Annotated in this window: 16 protein-coding genes; 1 reads left to right on the top strand and 15 read right to left on the bottom strand. The window is 70.4% G+C overall.

Features of this window, described 5'->3' with window-relative positions; all coding sequences use genetic code 11:
- Position 1: 1 nt before the first annotated feature.
- From AB0F89_RS35600 to AB0F89_RS35540, 13 genes are all read right to left on the bottom strand, one after another.
- Positions 2–565, bottom strand: a complete 564-nt coding sequence (locus AB0F89_RS35600) for a DUF3558 domain-containing protein (protein ID WP_367130602.1) — start codon at positions 563–565, stop codon at positions 2–4.
- 4 nt (positions 566–569) lie between these two features.
- Positions 570–932, bottom strand: a complete 363-nt coding sequence (locus tag AB0F89_RS35595; protein WP_367130600.1) for a PE domain-containing protein — start codon at positions 930–932, stop codon at positions 570–572.
- A 257-nt stretch (positions 933–1,189) separates the two neighbouring features.
- Entirely contained in the window at positions 1,190–3,175 is a 1,986-nt protein-coding gene (locus AB0F89_RS35590; protein ID WP_367130598.1) for a DUF262 domain-containing protein, read from the bottom strand.
- 90 nt (positions 3,176–3,265) lie between these two features.
- Positions 3,266–3,769, bottom strand: coding sequence for a hypothetical protein (locus AB0F89_RS35585; RefSeq protein ID WP_367130596.1), 504 nt, complete (start codon positions 3,767–3,769; stop codon positions 3,266–3,268).
- Positions 3,766–4,530: a hypothetical protein gene (locus tag AB0F89_RS35580; protein WP_367130594.1), complete on the bottom strand. Its 765-nt coding sequence runs from the start codon at positions 4,528–4,530 to the stop codon at positions 3,766–3,768. Before AB0F89_RS35580 ends, AB0F89_RS35585 begins: the two co-directional genes overlap by 4 nt.
- Positions 4,527–4,850, bottom strand: coding sequence for a hypothetical protein (locus tag AB0F89_RS35575; protein WP_367130592.1), 324 nt, complete (start codon positions 4,848–4,850; stop codon positions 4,527–4,529). The genes AB0F89_RS35580 and AB0F89_RS35575 overlap by 4 nt, the downstream gene beginning before the upstream one ends.
- The gene (locus AB0F89_RS35570) at positions 4,847–5,401 is read right to left on the bottom strand and encodes a hypothetical protein (RefSeq protein ID WP_367130590.1); all 555 of its coding nucleotides are present in this window, start codon (positions 5,399–5,401) and stop codon (positions 4,847–4,849) included. Before AB0F89_RS35570 ends, AB0F89_RS35575 begins: the two co-directional genes overlap by 4 nt.
- Before the next feature lie 227 nt (positions 5,402–5,628).
- Entirely contained in the window at positions 5,629–6,027 is a 399-nt protein-coding gene (locus AB0F89_RS35565) for an HNH endonuclease (protein WP_367130588.1), read from the bottom strand.
- Positions 6,028–6,075: 48 nt separating this feature from the next.
- The gene (locus AB0F89_RS35560; RefSeq protein ID WP_367130586.1) at positions 6,076–6,654 is read right to left on the bottom strand and encodes a choice-of-anchor C family protein; all 579 of its coding nucleotides are present in this window, start codon (positions 6,652–6,654) and stop codon (positions 6,076–6,078) included.
- Between the two features lie 210 nt (positions 6,655–6,864).
- Complete coding sequence (locus AB0F89_RS35555) at positions 6,865–8,976, bottom strand: 3-hydroxyacyl-CoA dehydrogenase NAD-binding domain-containing protein (RefSeq protein WP_367130584.1); 2,112 nt, start codon at positions 8,974–8,976, stop codon at positions 6,865–6,867.
- A complete protein-coding gene (locus tag AB0F89_RS35550; protein ID WP_367130582.1) occupies positions 8,973–10,193 on the bottom strand; it encodes an acetyl-CoA C-acyltransferase in 1,221 nt (406 codons plus the stop codon). The genes AB0F89_RS35555 and AB0F89_RS35550 overlap by 4 nt, the downstream gene beginning before the upstream one ends.
- Positions 10,194–10,281: 88 nt before the next feature.
- Complete coding sequence (locus AB0F89_RS35545; RefSeq protein WP_367130580.1) at positions 10,282–10,731, bottom strand: ABA4-like family protein; 450 nt, start codon at positions 10,729–10,731, stop codon at positions 10,282–10,284.
- A complete protein-coding gene (locus tag AB0F89_RS35540; protein ID WP_367130578.1) occupies positions 10,728–11,624 on the bottom strand; it encodes a hypothetical protein in 897 nt (298 codons plus the stop codon). Before AB0F89_RS35540 ends, AB0F89_RS35545 begins: the two co-directional genes overlap by 4 nt.
- Positions 11,625–11,715: 91 nt before the next feature.
- Between AB0F89_RS35540 and AB0F89_RS35535 the strand changes: the two genes are divergently transcribed.
- Positions 11,716–12,363, top strand: coding sequence for a MerR family transcriptional regulator (locus AB0F89_RS35535; RefSeq protein ID WP_367130576.1), 648 nt, complete (start codon positions 11,716–11,718; stop codon positions 12,361–12,363).
- Between the two features lie 150 nt (positions 12,364–12,513).
- On the opposite strand, the gene AB0F89_RS35530 is transcribed toward AB0F89_RS35535, so the two are convergent.
- Positions 12,514–13,755 (bottom strand): HRDC domain-containing protein, encoded by a 1,242-nt coding sequence (locus AB0F89_RS35530; protein WP_367130574.1) that lies wholly within the window; start codon positions 13,753–13,755, stop codon positions 12,514–12,516.
- Between the two features lie 67 nt (positions 13,756–13,822).
- A complete protein-coding gene (locus tag AB0F89_RS35525) occupies positions 13,823–14,476 on the bottom strand; it encodes a response regulator transcription factor (RefSeq protein ID WP_181320591.1) in 654 nt (217 codons plus the stop codon).
- Between the last annotated feature and the right edge of the window lie 270 nt (positions 14,477–14,746).

Below are 14,746 nucleotides of genomic sequence, written 5' to 3'. Positions count from 1 at the left end.
CTTACTTCAGCAAGTTCTGCATGGCCGCTTCCGCCAGCTTGCGTGCGCCGTCGCACGGCTCGGGAAAGCGATCTTTGAAACCGAGGTCAACCGAGAAGGCCACTGCGAGGTACTGGTCGTCCGCAGTGTCGATCATGAGGTCACAGCGGTCGGGGCTGTTCGGGATCGGAACCGTGATGGCAGGGAAGCCGGCTACCGGATCGACTTCCTCAGGTTGTCCGGTGCGCATGCCGTCGGTCCAGGTTTCGATTCCCTCATGGATTACTGGAACCAGGATGTTCGACGCGCCTGTCACGGTCCAGGTGCATCCGGTGGCCTTGAGCGCGCTGACCTCCAAGGGGCGGCCGGCGCGGTCGATCTTCATGGCCTCAAGCTGCTCGGACGTGAGGAGACTGCACGGCTCTTTGCCGTCCAATGTGACTGGCTTGGGGCGCGTGACGGTCGCCGCCGTCGTGGTGGCCGGCGCACTGACCGTGGTCGTCGTCTGCGGGGTCGCTGTGCCTCCGGTGCTGCACGCGCCGGTCATGAGAAGTGCAGAGGCCGCCGCCAGCAGGGTTGTGCGCATTGCTTTAAATGCCCCCGGTCTGCTGGATATTGGTCTTGTTCGTGTCTTCCGCCAAGCCGTAGGTGCGTGCGGCCTGGTCGAGTTGTTCGATGTTCAGGTTGAGCTCACTGATAAAATGCCTGGCTACTTCGATAGCGGTGTCCGCATTCTCGCGGAAGACTGAGGCGGCGTCCTTGGACACGTCGTCCTCGGCCAGCGGGTTTCCGATGAGGTTGTACCCCTCAAGGTCCACGAAGTCCCGGACCGTGTCGCGGACGGCTTCGTAGCGGGCCTTGAGGGCCAGGATCTGGCCTGGCTCGACCTGCATGGTGACCGGTCCGGTGGACGCCGGAGCGCCGGCTCCGCCGCCACTTGCCACGAACGGCATGAGTCTCCCCTCCTCCTGCCTTGACCACTGTCCGCACGTGAGACGTCGCTGTGCGTGCCCAGGTTTCCACACGGCAAGGCTGCCGAGTAGTGGAACCGGACGACTCGGCTCACGAGCGGATGAAGTATCCCGACCGGCGGCCCCGGAGACCGGGTGATGATCCATTCTTCCGACGTGTTCACTCTTATGAAGTAATCGTTCATGCGAGGAACCATCGTCTCGGCACCGGTTGAGCGCCGGTCGAACACCCAGCCGTGTCAGTCGACGCTGATCACGGGGAAGATCAGTTGCTCACCTTCCCACCGCTCGACCTCCGGCTGCGCGAGAGCCGCGATCGGGCGGCTGTCGCCGCGCTCGCGGTCGAGCACCTTGCGCCACTCCGGCAGGGTGCCGGTGACCGCGAACGGCCCGATCGGCACTTCGAGCAGCTCGTCCTGTACCCGGACGGGGGTGCTCTCACCGGCGATGACCAGGTCGCCGTCCACCCCTGCCTCGGCGGCGGCGACCACGTCCTCCAGGTCGGCGGCGGACATCGTCCCCGACCACGTGCCGCTGTTCGTGCGTGCCCGTGCGAGCAGGACGTCGTCACCTGTCGTGTTGTCGTACCACTCGAACTCGAGGACGGCGCCGGACAGCGGGTCGGTGGACTCGGACGCCGGAGACAGCCACGACGGCCGGAACCTCTCCAGCAGGTCGGTCATCGCGCCCGCCAGCAGGCGCCGCCGCGCGCTCAGGAACGAGCGGTAGCGGTCCGCGTCCCGCAGGTCTTCGTCCACGGGGATGAGGTGTGCGGTCAGCTCTTGGTCGCCCAGCGTCGGGAAGTAGTCCCGCGGCGACCTGTGGCTGATCTTCCGGTTGGCCTTGCCGGAGATGAAGGCGAGGTTGGCCAGGTCGTTGATCTCGCCCTTGCTGTACTTCTCGGGGTGGCTCTTCAGCGTGGCCTGCGGGTGGATGTGGTGGTACTCCAGCGCCTGGCTGCCCTCGGCCGCCGCCGAGATGCCGATGCTGCCCCACCAGTCCTTGGCACCCGCTTCCTTGGCGACCAGGAAGCTCAGGAAGAAGTACGGGCTGCCGACGGTCCGGCCCGCGAGGTCGTCCGGTTCGACCGACAGTCCCGTGGTGACGCCCAGGTTGTCCAGCAGTCGGCGCACCGGGTTGTCGGTGCGGGCCGCGGGGATGTCCTGCCCGAGCCGGGTGTCGGTCGACCCGCTGTACCGGTTGCGGATCGTGGCCGCCAGGAACCAGAAGAGGATGGCATCGGCCGTGCCGCCGTCCAGTTGTTCGTCCTTCCGCTCACCGAGCAGGACGATCAGTGGCAGCAGGACGACCATCGACGGCAGCAGCTTGCTGTGCGAGGCGCCGAGGTTGTTCTGCAGCAGGGGCACGAGGTGCCGGAGCCCGCGCTGCACCGTGGCCCAGCCGCGGTCGAGTTCGTCGTCGGTCGCCGCCACCAGGCGTGCGTGCGACCAGGCGGAGAGGCCCCGTCCCAGCACCGCGCCGGTGAGGGCCCTGGTGAGGAACGTGACGTCGATGTCGCCGTAGCCGCGATCGGCCCAGTGCTTGGCCTCCGCCTCCAACTTCTGGAGCACCCCCGGCCACCGCGCCGAGAGGGTGGCGAGCGCCAGGTCCGAGGTCTTGAGCGACCGGCCGCCGCTGTTCACGCGTACGAAGATCTGCGTGACCTCGTCGTAGGGGAAGTCGCGCAGCACCTCCATGTGGAACTTGTGGCCGGGGATGGCTGCGAGCTTCTGCAGCCGCTTGCTGATCTCGTTCGGCGGGACACCGGGATTGCGCTCGTGCAGTTCACCGACGAGCTGCCACTGGTCGGCCTCGGGCTTGAGGACGTCGTGGACCTTGATCCACCGGGGGTCCTTGGCCGTCGCCGCGCTCTGGTTCTGGAACTTCTCGGTCTCGACGTTGAAGACGATGGCGGCCTGCGGGTGGTCGGTGAACACCCGGTGCAGCGAAGTCACGCGCTGTTGGCCGTCCAGGAGGTAGAGAGGCACGACAGCGGCTTTGCCCGCCGGACCGCTGATCGCCACTTCCCTGGTCTGCGGCGCCTCGTCGGTCTGCCAGAAGAGCAGGGACCCGGACGGGTAACCGCGGTAGAGCGACTCGACCAGCTTGGCCACCTGGGTCGGCTTCCACACGTAGCCGCGTTGGATCTCCGGCAGCCTGATCTCACCTTGTTCGATCTGGCTGACGAGGGTCCTGACCTCGCGCTCGGTCTTGTCAACAGGCATCCAGGCGGCTCCCGACGTGCGTCTCCGACGATGAGAACGTCATCGCCGAACGGTATTGCACCGTTATCCGGTTGATGACGCCATCCACGATCATCGAGGTGCCGGCAACACGGCACGCCCGGCGACGAAGAGGATGCCCGCGACCACTGCCGGAGCGGCCAACAGCAGCAGGTAGGCCCACACCTCACCGGTGAGCCCGACCGGCCTCACGCCGTTCCGCGCCGTCATCACCAGCAGGAACCAGGACACGGGGATGAACAGGGCCGAACCCACCCAGCCACCCGTCAACGCACGCCTCGCCTGCCCCACCCGGAAGACGTCGAACTGCTCGCCCCACGCGGAGGACCGGGCCATCCCGATGCTGATCGAGGACAGGAACGGCCCCATCACGGAGGCGCTTCCCGTGATCCAGACCAAGGCGTTGATCGGGTGGTAGGCCGTGGGCAGGGCTCGTCCGAACCCCACGATCGCCGCCGCGAGCACCACGCAGGCCACCAGACCCGCCGCCGCGAGGACCGCGCACCTGCCGCGGATCTCGCGAACACGGGCGGCAGGTACCCAGACGTACCGCGGCGGTGGTCCTGGTCGCGTCACGAGCCGGGTCGCCAGTCCGAGCCGTCTCCGTCGGTGACGCTCGCGTCCGCCATGTCCGCGGTGTTCGGCATGGCCCAGGCCGAGCCGAGGTCGTGGATCTTCTGCCGGAGCGCGGACTGCTCGGTCTCGATCGTGTTGACGTGCGACTCCAACGCCATGACCGTCGCGGCGATGACCCCGATCGTCGCGGCCACCCCACCGACGATGAACGTGATCGCCGCGGGGATGCCCACGAGCGTGCACGCGGCGACCACCGCGCCGACGATGGTGACGACCAAGCCCGCCAGCGCGAACCCCATCGCCATCCAGAACATGTCGATCGAGTTCGCCAGGCTGTTCAGGGACGAGCGCAGTTGTCCGGCGACGTCCTTCACCGAGTTCAGCCCGGCCGCCTGCGGCGGCACCGTCGCCTGATAGGCGCGGGCGGCGCGTCCTTCCCACTCGATCGTGGTGCGGAGCTTGTCCAGCCCGATCGTCTCCGCGATGTCGCCGAGCGCGTTGCCGACCTGCGACACCCACTGCTCGCCGACCTGCTTGAGGCGGTCCGAGTCACCGGGCTGCTCCCACAGCAGCTTGATCCGGTCCCAGAGCTCCCGCAGCTTCTCGTCGAGCAGCCGCATGCCACGGAGGATGGGGTCGACCAGGTGGTCGAGCGGCGGGGGAACCCAGCTCATCACGCTGTTGACCTGCTCGAAGAACTTCTTGGCGTTCTCCTCGATCTCCTGCGTCTTCCGGTTCGCCTCCTGCACGAGCGGGTTCATCGGCCGCCCTCGGTGTGGATGCTGTTCATGGCGTGCATGTTCGCTTCCTCCTCGGCTTCGTAGGTGTTCGCCGCCGCGTGGAGGGCTTCGCTGAGGCTGCGGAACGCCTGGGTCGCCTGGGTGAGCATGTCCTCCAAGGCCAGGCGAGCGTCGTTGTACGTGCGGTCCAAGCCGCGGTCGGCCGCCCACAGCGACACGTCGGCGCCGGTCAGGACCAGGCCGCCGATCGTGGAGCGGGGGCCGTCGAGGTTGTCGGCCGCGGTCGCCCACGCGGTGGCGTCGGACCGCATCGCTTCGAGGGCTACGCGGACATCGGTCATGGCAGCAACCCCACTCGGCGCAGCAGTGTGTTCGGATCACTCACCAGAGCGGTGAGCTCGGCGATGGCGGGGCTCTGCGGGCCCTGCGCCACGTCGGCGGGAACGCTCTGGGCGCGCAGGTTCCGCAACACTTCCAGGAACTCCTGCTGCATCTCCGTCACGCGGGCCGTGTGCGTCCACGCGGGATCGACCTCCAGGTCGAGGACGTGTCCCCGGTGGATCGTGCCGCGGACGTGCCCGCCCCGGCTCTCCACCACCAACGGGCGGTCCACGACCTCTGTCATCCGCTGCGCGAACCGGGCCAGGTCGGCGCTGACGGTGTCCATCAACCGCAACGCCTGCTCGGGCGTGATGCGGTCGTCGGACCGGGGTGGCGGCTCTCGCCGTGGCGCGGGCTCCGCCGGTCGCTCGACCTGCTTGGCCAACGCCGCCATGGTGGCCGCGTTCGCGGCTCGGGTCACCGTTGAGCCCAGGACGCGCGGGTCGACCGACTGCCGCCACTGCGCGGCGATGGTGACCGACTGGACCTCGGCCGCGTCGTTCACCGACACGGTGACGACACCGTCAGCGTCACGTCCTACCAGGGCGTCTTGCTGAGCTTCGGGCTCCTGGGGCGCGGGTCGAGGACGCTGATCCTCTTCGTCGCCGTCCTCGAAGCCGAACCGGTACACGCCGCTCACGTTTCCCCTTGCTCTCGGTGATGAGCCGATGTCCGACCGTAGCGGACGGTGTCGGATGCGCGCAGCCGAATGGGAGATGGCGGAGTGGCCGGCAGGGGTCAGGTGGGCGCGGAAGTTCCGTCCGCCGTGTCGGTCAGGCGGCGGAGTTGGGCGTGCAGGTAGGGGCGGGCTCGGCGTTGGCCTCCTCGGGCGGTGATCGCTTCGGCGAGGGAGGTCAGGAGGCGGACGACGCGGGCGCGGTCGGGGTGCCAGCCGCGGTGTTCGCACTCGGTCAGCCAGTCGACCGGGGAGAGGTGGCCGCGGGCGCGGTTGCAGCGGTGGCAGGCGGCCACCTCGTTCTCCGACCACGACGGGCCGCCCTTGACCTTCGGCACCAGGTGGTCGGTGGTGGGGGTGACGTGGCCGGTGAACGGGCGACGGCACCACGTGCAGTCGTTGCCGTCGCGCAGGATGGCGAGGCGGAGGCGGGTGGCGCGGTCGGGTGCGGTGTCGGGCATCGGTCACCAGGGAAGCACCGCACACCGGCCGGCGCACGACGGCGAGGGTCAGGGGCAGAGCAGCGGCAGGCAGTTGTCGACCCACACCTTGTCGATCACCGGGCCGTAGCCGGAACCGGTGGTGCTTGCGAACGTGATCGTGGTGGTGAACCCCGTGGCCACGAAGACGGCCTGCCGACCGACGTACCCCATGTCCTGCAACGACCTGCCGGTGACGTCGAACGAGAAGTCCTGCAGCACGCTCCCGTCGACCAGCACCCGACCGGTCTTGACGGCCGGCCCGGCGGCGGGGTTGCCGGCCAGCTTGTAGCTCACGCGGTAGGCGAACAGCGGCACCGTGGTGATGGTCTGGCTGACCGCACCCGGCAGCGAGTGGCCGTCCAGGTCCAGCGACTGCGCGCCCTCCGCCGTCTCCCAGAACCCGGCGCCGCTCAGGTCGACGGTGTTCGCGGTGACCGTCCACGCGCCCAACGACGAGCCGACGCCGTACCGGTTGAACGTGTTCGCCGGCACCACGGGGCTCTCGAAGCCGCCGTCCGCGACGGAGGCCCCGGCGGGAGGTGTGACGACGACGGTCATGAGCGCGGCCGTGGCCAGGCAGAGCGCGATCTTGCGCAGCGAACGCATGGGGGATCACCCTTTCGGTCGAAGTACGACCGGTGTCCGGTGCGGCCGGACGCGAAGGTGACCGATCCCCCCGACGGTAGACCGACGGCCGCCGCGCCGGTCCGCAAAAAGCGGGTGCCCACGACGAACGCAACGCCCGGCCGCACGAGGCGACCGGGCGTTGCGCGGATCGGGCGTTGCGCGGATCGGGCGTTGCGCAGACCAGGCGGGTCAGGCGGGCACGGAGGCGACGCCGGGCGCGAGGAACCGCTTGCCCGTCACCTTCTCCGAGATGCCCGAGCGGTCCAGGTACGGGGTGATGCCGCCCAGCCAGAACGGCCAGCCGGCGCCGAGGAGCATGCACAGGTCGATGTCCTGCGCCTCCGCCACCACGCCCTCGTCGAGCATGATCCGGATCTCCTCGGCCAGCGCCTCCAGCGCCCGCGCGAACACCTCGTCACCGGTCAGCGGCCGGTCGCCGAACTGCCACAGCGCCTGCACCTCGGGGTCGACGGAAGCCTTGCCCGTCGAGTCCCACTGGTACACCGCCGTCTTGCCGGCCTCCACGAACCGCTTCATGTTCTCCGACACGCCGAACCGGTCCGGGAACGCGCCGTGCATCGTCCCCGCCACGTGCAGCGCCACGGCCGGGCCGACGAGCTGCAGCAGGACCAACGGCGACATGGGCAGGCCCAGCGGCTCGGTGGCCTTGTCCGCCACCTCGAACGGGGTGCCCTCGTCGATCGACTCGACGACCTCGCTCATGAACCGCGTGAGCAGCCGGTTCACCACGAACGCCGGCGCGTCCTTCACCAGCACCGACGACTTCTTCAGCTGCTTGCCCACCGCGAACGCGGTCGCGAGCGTCGCGTCGTCGGTCCGCTCGGCCCGCACGATCTCCAGCAGCGGCATGATCGCGACCGGGTTGAAGAAGTGGAAGCCGACGACCCGCTCGGGGTGCTTGAGGCCGGCGGCCATGTCGGTGATCGACAGCGACGACGTGTTGGTCGCCAGCACCGCCTCCGCCGACACGTGCTCCTCGACCTCGGCGAACACCTTCCGCTTCACGTCCAGGTCCTCGAACACGGCCTCGATGACGAAGTCCGCGTCCGCGAACGCCGCCTTGTCCAGCGAGCCCGTGACGAGCGCCTTGAGCCGGTTCGCCTTGTCCGCCGACACGCGCTTCTTGGCCAGCAGCTTGTCGACCTCGCCGTGCACGTACCCGACGCCCTTGTCCACCCGCGCCTGGTCGATGTCGGTGAGCACCACCGGCACCTCCAGCCGCCGCGCGAACAGCAGCGCCATCTGCGAGGCCATCAGGCCCGCGCCGACGACGCCGACCTTGGTCACCTTGCGCGCCAACGACTTGTCCGGCGCGCCCGCCGGCCGCTTGGCCCGCTTCTGCACCAGGTTGAACGAGTACAGCCCGGCCCGCAGCTCGTCGCTCATCACGACGTCGGCCAGTGCCTCGGTCTCGGCCGCGTAGCCCGCGTCCAGGTCGTTGGCCCGCGCCAGCTCCAGCAGCTCCAACGCCTTCAGCGCACCGGGCGCCGCGCCCTTGGTCCTGCCCTCGACGACGGCCTTCGCCCGCGCCACGGCGGCGTCCCAGCCCGCACCGCGGTCGATCTCCCGGCGCGCGGGCACGACGTCGCCGCGCACCACGGAGGCCAGCCACAGCAGCGACTGCTCCAGGTAGTCCGCCGAGTCGAACAGCACGTCGGCGATGCCCAGGTCCAGCGCCTGCCTGGGGTTGAGCATCTTGTTCTGGTTCAACGCGTTCTCGAAGATCACGGTGACCGCGTCGTTCGGGCCGATCAGGTTCGGCAGCAGCTGCGTGCCGCCCCAGCCCGGGAACAGCCCGAGGAACACCTCGGGCAGCGCGATGGCCGCCGCGTTGGACGCCAGCGTCCGGTAGTGGCACGACAGCGCCAGCTCCAGGCCGCCGCCCATCACCGCGCCGTTGACGAACGCGAAGGTCGGCACGGTCGACTCGGTGAACTTGCGGAACACGTCGTGCCCGAGCTGACCGATGGTGACGGCCTGGGAGCGCTCGGAAGCGCCCTCGACGGCCGTCAGGTCCGCGCCGACGGCGAAGACGAACGGCTTGCCGGTGACCGCGATGGCGGCCGGCGAGCCCGCGACGGCCTCGTCGAACGCCGCGCCCAGGCTCACCAGCGACTGCGGGCCGAACGTGGACGGCCGGGTGTGGTCGTGGCCGTTGTCGATGGTGATCAGCGCGACCCGGCCCTCGACGCCGGGCACCGTCACGAACCGGGTGCGGGCGTGGGTCACGACCTCGTCGGGGAACAGGGCCTTGGCCTCGTCGGCGGTCAGCGCGGTCACTTCGACTCTCCGTTCCAGTGGGGGTTCTCCCAGATCACGGTGCCGCCCATGCCGATGCCGATGCACATGGTGGTGATGCCGTAGCGCACGTCCGGGCGCTCGGCGAACTGCCGCGACAGCTGGGTCATCAGCCGCACGCCGGAGGACGCGAGCGGGTGGCCGGTGGCGATCGCGCCGCCCCACTGGTTGACCCGCGGGTCGTCGTCGGCGATGCCGAAGTGGTCGAGGAAGGCGAGCACCTGCACGGCGAACGCCTCGTTGATCTCGAACAGGCCGATGTCCTCGACGGACAGGCCGGCGCGCTTGAGCGCCTTCTCCGTCGCGGGCACCGGGCCGACGCCCATGACCTCGGGCTCGACGCCCATGAACGAGTAGCCGACCAGCCGCATGCCGACCGGCAGGCCCAGCTCGCGGGCGGTCTCCTCGTCGGCCAGGATGCAGCCGGTCGCGCCGTCGTTCAGGCCCGCGGCGTTGCCCGCGGTGACCCGGCCGTGCGGGCGGAACGGCGTCTTGAGCTTGGCCAGGTCCTCGACCGTGGTGCCGGGGCGCGGCGGCTCGTCGGCGGTGGCCAGGCCCCAGCCGTTCTCGGCGGACCGGGTCGCGACCGGCACCAGCTCCGGGCCGATCTTGCCGTTCTTCACCGCGTCGGCGTACTTGGCCTGCGAGGCCGCCGCGAACGCGTCGGTGCGCTCCTTGGTCAGGTGCGGGAACCGGTCGTGCAGGTTCTCCGCCGTCGAGCCCATGACCAGCGCGGACGGGTCCACGATCTTGTCGGACAGGAACCGCGGGTTGGGGTCGACGCCCTCGCCCATCGGGTGCCGCCCCATGTGCTCGACGCCACCCGCGATGACGACGTCGTACGCGCCGAACGCGATGCCGCTGGCCGACGTCGTCACGGCGGTCATCGCGCCCGCGCACATGCGGTCGACGGCGTAGCCGGGCACCGACTTCGGCAGGCCCGCGAGCAGCGCCGCGGTCCGGCCGATGGTCAGGCCCTGGTCGCCGATCTGCGTGGTGGCCGCGATGGCCACCTCGTCCACCCGCTCCGGCGGCAGTTCGGGGTGGCGCCGCAGCAGCTCGCGGATCACCTTGACGACCAGGTCGTCGGCACGGGTCTCCGCGAAGATCCCCTTGGGGCCGGCCTTGCCGAACGGCGTGCGCACGCCGTCGACGAAGACCACGTTTCGAACGCGTGCCGGCGCTACTGGTGCGGCCACGGCGTCTCCTCCACTTGTGGTGACGTTGAGATCCCACCGACTGGCGGGTCGCGACTCCTACCGATCGGTAACACAACTCTAGCGCCTGTTACTGGCCGGTAACCACTGTGGTCGCCCTGTCGGGTCGGTCACAGCGGGCCCGGATGGCCAGGAACACCCCGAACCCGAACGGCAACAGGATGATCATGAACGCCGGCAGCGGGCCCATGAGCAGCGGGTGCAGCCCCAAGCGGCGGCCTTCCCGGTGCATCCACGCGCCGATCAGCAGGTCCCACGCGATCACCTGCGCCCACACCGCCGAGGCGCCCCAGGACGTGTCCAGGAACTCCCGCAGCGTGTCCAGGTCCGGACTGCTCATCGTCACCCACAGCTGCGGCAGGCGCCCGGCGACGAGGACTGCGTAGACGACCAGCGGCGGCACGGCGATCAGTGGCGAGGACGTCACCCTGGCGGTCACCGCCGACCGCGGCGCGAAGATCATCATGCCCCGGAACGGCACGGTGAGCCAGAAGGTGACCTGGAACAGGAACCCGGTCACGCGGGCACCGCCTCCTTCGCGCCGTCGGTCGTGCGCAAGGTCCGCGCGAGGACGGCGGCGGTCCACGTCGCCACGGCCAGCGCGCCGAGCGCGGTGAGCAGGTCCGGGCGCAGCAGCGGCTGCCCGCGCAGCGCCTGCCAGGTGACCAGGGCCATCAGGCCCGCGTAGCCGATCGCCAGGCCCCGGGCGAGCCGCGGGGTGGCGCGGCGGCCGAACAGCGCCACCAGCAGCGGGACGACCTGGAGGGCGTGGATGCCGACGAAGTGCGGCACGCGCAGGTCGCCGCCGGTGGTGGCCCAGCCCGTCAGCGCCAGCTGCGGGCCGCCGTCGGGCACGCCGACGCTGTGCGCGCCGATGACGCCCCCGTCGTCGTCCTGGCCGGGCGCGGGCGTGGTCATCAGGAAGCCGAGGCCGAGGCCGACCAGCGACAGCAGCAGGCCCAGCCGGACCGCGACGCCCGCGGCGGGGTCGGCGAACCGGGACAGCGCCAGCACGACCGCGATCACCGCGTGCATCACCCAGAGGGTCACGATGGTGACCGCCATGACGTTCCACAGCCGCTCGTCCAGCGGGGTGGCGACGTTGAAGTGGCTCTGCCTGCCGCGGATCACCTGGCCGATGATGACGGCCATCTCGGCGGTGCCGGCGAGCGCGATCACCGCGCCCGCCCACCAGCCGACCCGGCGCAGCCGGGTGGTCAGGGTGAGCATCCAGGCCAGCGCGACGCCGTAGAGGGCGAGGGAGAGGCCGAACTTGAGCGGCTTGAACCAGATCGGGGACCCGACCAGAATCCGGTCGTCGAAGATCAGCCCGCCGAGCGAGAACAGGGTGACGGCGGTCATCAGCAGGGAGAACGCCATCAGCGGTGGGTGCGGGCGGAGGAAGCGGGTCACGGACGGCTCCTAGTACGGATAGTGACACTTTCTACTATCGGATAGCTACAGTATCCATACTGAGGATCGCCTCAGGAAGGGGCCGCGCCCGATGCGCATCGCCGAGTTGGGCCGCCGCAGCGGCGTGCCCGTGCCGACGATCAAGTACTACCTGCGGGAAGGGCTGCTGCCCGCCGGTGAGCTGACCAGCCCGAACCAGGCCAGGTACTCCGACGTCCACCTGCACCGGCTGCGGCTCGTGCGGGCCATGGTCGAGCTGGGCGGGTTGTCGATCGCGGCCGTGCGGGAAGTGCTCGGGGCGCTGGACGACCCGGAGAAGTCGCTGCACAAGGCGATGGGCACGGTGTCGGCGGCGGTGGCGCCGCCGGACCTCGGCAGCGACGACGAGGTGGCGCAGGAGCAGGCGCGGGCGTTCGTCGAGCGGCAGGGGTGGGTGTGCCGGCCGTCGTCGTACGCGTTCAAGGCGCTGGTGGGGGTGCTGGCGACGGCGCGGGAGGTGGGGCACGCGCGGTTCGCGGACATGCTGGACGGGTTCGCCGAGGCGGCGCGCCCGCTGGCCGAGGCCGACCTGGGGTACGTGACGGGCGCGGGGTCGGCGGACGAGGCGCTGGAGGGCGTCGTGGTGGGGACCGTGCTGGGCGATGCCGCGATGGCGGCGGTGCGCGCGCTGGCCCGCCGTGAGCTGTCGGGCACGCTCAAGGCCGCCGAGACGCCTTCCGACCCGTGCTCCGACTCCTGACCCCCGCGCGAGTCGAACGCCCACGTCCCGCGTGTCGAACGCTCAGGACCACCGAGTTCAACGCTCACGTCGGGCCACGGGGGTCCTGAGCGTTGAGTTCACCGGTCCTGAGCGTTCGACTCGCGGGTCGTGAGGGTTCGACTCGCGGGGTTAGGCGGGTGGGGTCAGGGCCTCGGAGAGGACGGTCGCGGTCAGGGCGACCTGCCAGTTGCGGGCGCCGCCCTCGCGCAGGGTGGCGGCCACGCCGTCCGGTGAGGTGTCGGCCGGCGGCTGCCAGCACGTGCGCCGCACGAGGTCGGGCAGCAGCAGGTTCTCGACCGGGAGGGTGTTGGCCTCGGCGACGGCCGTCAGCGCCGTCCTGGCGGCTGCCAGGCGGGCCGCGGCGACCGGGTCCTTGTCCGCCCACCGGTTGGCCGGTGGCGGGCCGTCGTGCTGCTGCGAGGCCTCCGGCAGCTCGTTGCGCGGCAGCGCGGCGGCGCGCTGCAACGCGCCCAGCCACACGCCGACCAGGCGCCGCTGCGCCCGTCCCCGGAACACCGGCAGCGCCAGCAGTGCGGCCTCGTCGGGCGGGTTCTTCACGGCGGCGTCGACCAGCGCGGCGTCCGGCAGCACCCGGCCCGGCGCGATGTCGCGCTCACGGGCCAGCGCGTCCCGGGTCTCCCACAGCGACCGCACCGCGGCCAGCTGCCGCGGGCTGCGGATCCGGTGGATGCCCGACGTGCGGCGCCACGGCTCCGCGCGCGGACGCGGCAGGGGAGCCGTGCGGGCCGCCTCGAACTCCTCGAGCGCCCACTCCAGCTTCCCCTGCCGCTTGAGCTCCTGTTCGAGCACGTCACGCAGCTCGACCAGCAGTTCGACGTCGAGGGCGGCGTAGTTCAGCCAGTCGGCGGGAAGGGGGCGGCGCGACCAGTCGGCCGCACCGTGCCCCTTCTCCAACCGGTAGCCCAACAGCCGCTCGACGAGCGTGCCCAGCGCAACCCGTTCGAACCCGGCCAGCCTGCCCGCCAGCTCGGTGTCGAACAACGCGCTCGGACGCAGGCCGAGTTCGGCGAGGCACGGCAGGTCTTGCGACGCCGCGTGCAACACCCACTCGGTCCCGTCCAGCGCCTCGACCAGCGGGTCGATCCGGCCGCCGAGGGCGATCGGGTCGACCAGCACGGTCCCGGCGCCTTCCCGGCGCAGTTGCACCAGGTAAGCGCGTTGCGAGTAGCGGTATCCCGAGGCTCGCTCGGTGTCCACCGCAACCGGACCCGTCGCTCCGGCGAGCGCATCAGCGGCACGCCGGAGCGACGGTGCGTCGGCGACGACAGGCGGAACACCGTCAGCGGGTTCCACCAGCGGCACCGGATCAGCACCGGTTGGTTCGGTTGGCTCGTCGGAGGGTACGTCCACGGCGGAAGACCCTACGACGAACGCACCACTCGCGGGTGTGTTCGGCCGGTTCAGTGTGCCGACCTGGCTAGCGGATCACGCCGGCACGCATGGCCAGCGCGACCATCTGAGCCCGATCCCCGGTGCCCAGCTTGCGCCCGATCCGCGACAGGTGGGACTTCACCGTCAACGCGGAAAGGCTGAGCGCTTCGCCGATCTCCTTGTTGCTCTGGCCATCGGCGACCAGCTGGAGGACCTCGACCTCACGGGCGGAGAGTTCCCGCGGCGTGTTGTCGGTGCCCGGCACCCTCGTGCCCGCGGCGAGCACGGGCGCAACGCTCGGATCTGCGTAGACGCCGCCGTCGAGGACCCTGCGCACCCCGTCGGTGACCACCATCGGCGAGGCGGACTTCAGCAGGTACGCCTGAGCGCCTGCCTGGAAGGCCGACCTGACCGCGTAGGGGTCGTCGGAGGACGCGAGGACCACGATGCGGGGCCAGCCCTGGGCACGGAGTTCCGTGACCAGGTCGATGCCGGTGCCATCCGGCAGACCCAGATCGAGGATCGCGAGGTCGCACGGTCCGGTGGCGAGTGCCCGCGCCCGAGCCTCCGCAACCGAAGCCGCCTCATGCACTGTCCCGGCTCCCATCTGGGTGAGCCGAGCCGATATCGCCTCCCTCAGCAGTGGGTGGTCGTCGACCACCAGCACTGAAAAAAGCTCCTCCCGCGGGTGCGGGACCATGTTCGCCGGCAACGTGCCGGCTGGCGTGGTACGAACGGCCTGACCTAAGCCGACGGCAGCCACGTCACTACCTCCCTGGAGTCGGTCGTGCCCCCCGACCGGCACCGGGACTTTCGGCCAATCAGCCGCGCCACTGATCGACCGAAAGTGGTGTCGTCTGGGGCAGCGTAGCCGCCCAAGCGGGTCTACGGGACGATCAATCGGGTATCTATCCCGAATGAGTTGTCACTGTTGGCCCCTGTTGTCACACGATCGGCTGACAACTCGATC

Source organism: Saccharothrix sp. HUAS TT1, assembly GCF_040744945.1.
In the GTDB taxonomy this organism is placed as follows: domain Bacteria; phylum Actinomycetota; class Actinomycetes; order Mycobacteriales; family Pseudonocardiaceae; genus Actinosynnema.
Note: the sequence above shows the minus strand (reverse complement) of the source record. Positions and strands in the feature narration are given on the sequence as shown.

What these genes read in the sequence shown, in the direction of transcription:
- AB0F89_RS35600 (WP_367130602.1), bottom strand. Translation starts at nt 565, where the DNA reads ATGCGCACAACCCTGCTGGCGGCGGCCTCTGCACTTCTCATGACCGGC.
- AB0F89_RS35595 (WP_367130600.1), bottom strand. Translation starts at nt 932, where the DNA reads ATGCCGTTCGTGGCAAGTGGCGGCGGAGCCGGCGCTCCGGCGTCCACC.
- AB0F89_RS35590 (WP_367130598.1), bottom strand. Translation starts at nt 3,175, where the DNA reads ATGCCTGTTGACAAGACCGAGCGCGAGGTCAGGACCCTCGTCAGCCAG.
- AB0F89_RS35580 (WP_367130594.1), bottom strand. Translation starts at nt 4,530, where the DNA reads ATGAACCCGCTCGTGCAGGAGGCGAACCGGAAGACGCAGGAGATCGAG.
- AB0F89_RS35575 (WP_367130592.1), bottom strand. Translation starts at nt 4,850, where the DNA reads ATGACCGATGTCCGCGTAGCCCTCGAAGCGATGCGGTCCGACGCCACC.
- AB0F89_RS35565 (WP_367130588.1), bottom strand. Translation starts at nt 6,027, where the DNA reads ATGCCCGACACCGCACCCGACCGCGCCACCCGCCTCCGCCTCGCCATC.
- AB0F89_RS35560 (WP_367130586.1), bottom strand. Translation starts at nt 6,654, where the DNA reads ATGCGTTCGCTGCGCAAGATCGCGCTCTGCCTGGCCACGGCCGCGCTC.
- AB0F89_RS35535 (WP_367130576.1), top strand. Translation starts at nt 11,716, where the DNA reads ATGCGCATCGCCGAGTTGGGCCGCCGCAGCGGCGTGCCCGTGCCGACG.
- AB0F89_RS35525 (WP_181320591.1), bottom strand. Translation starts at nt 14,476, where the DNA reads ATGGTCCCGCACCCGCGGGAGGAGCTTTTTTCAGTGCTGGTGGTCGAC.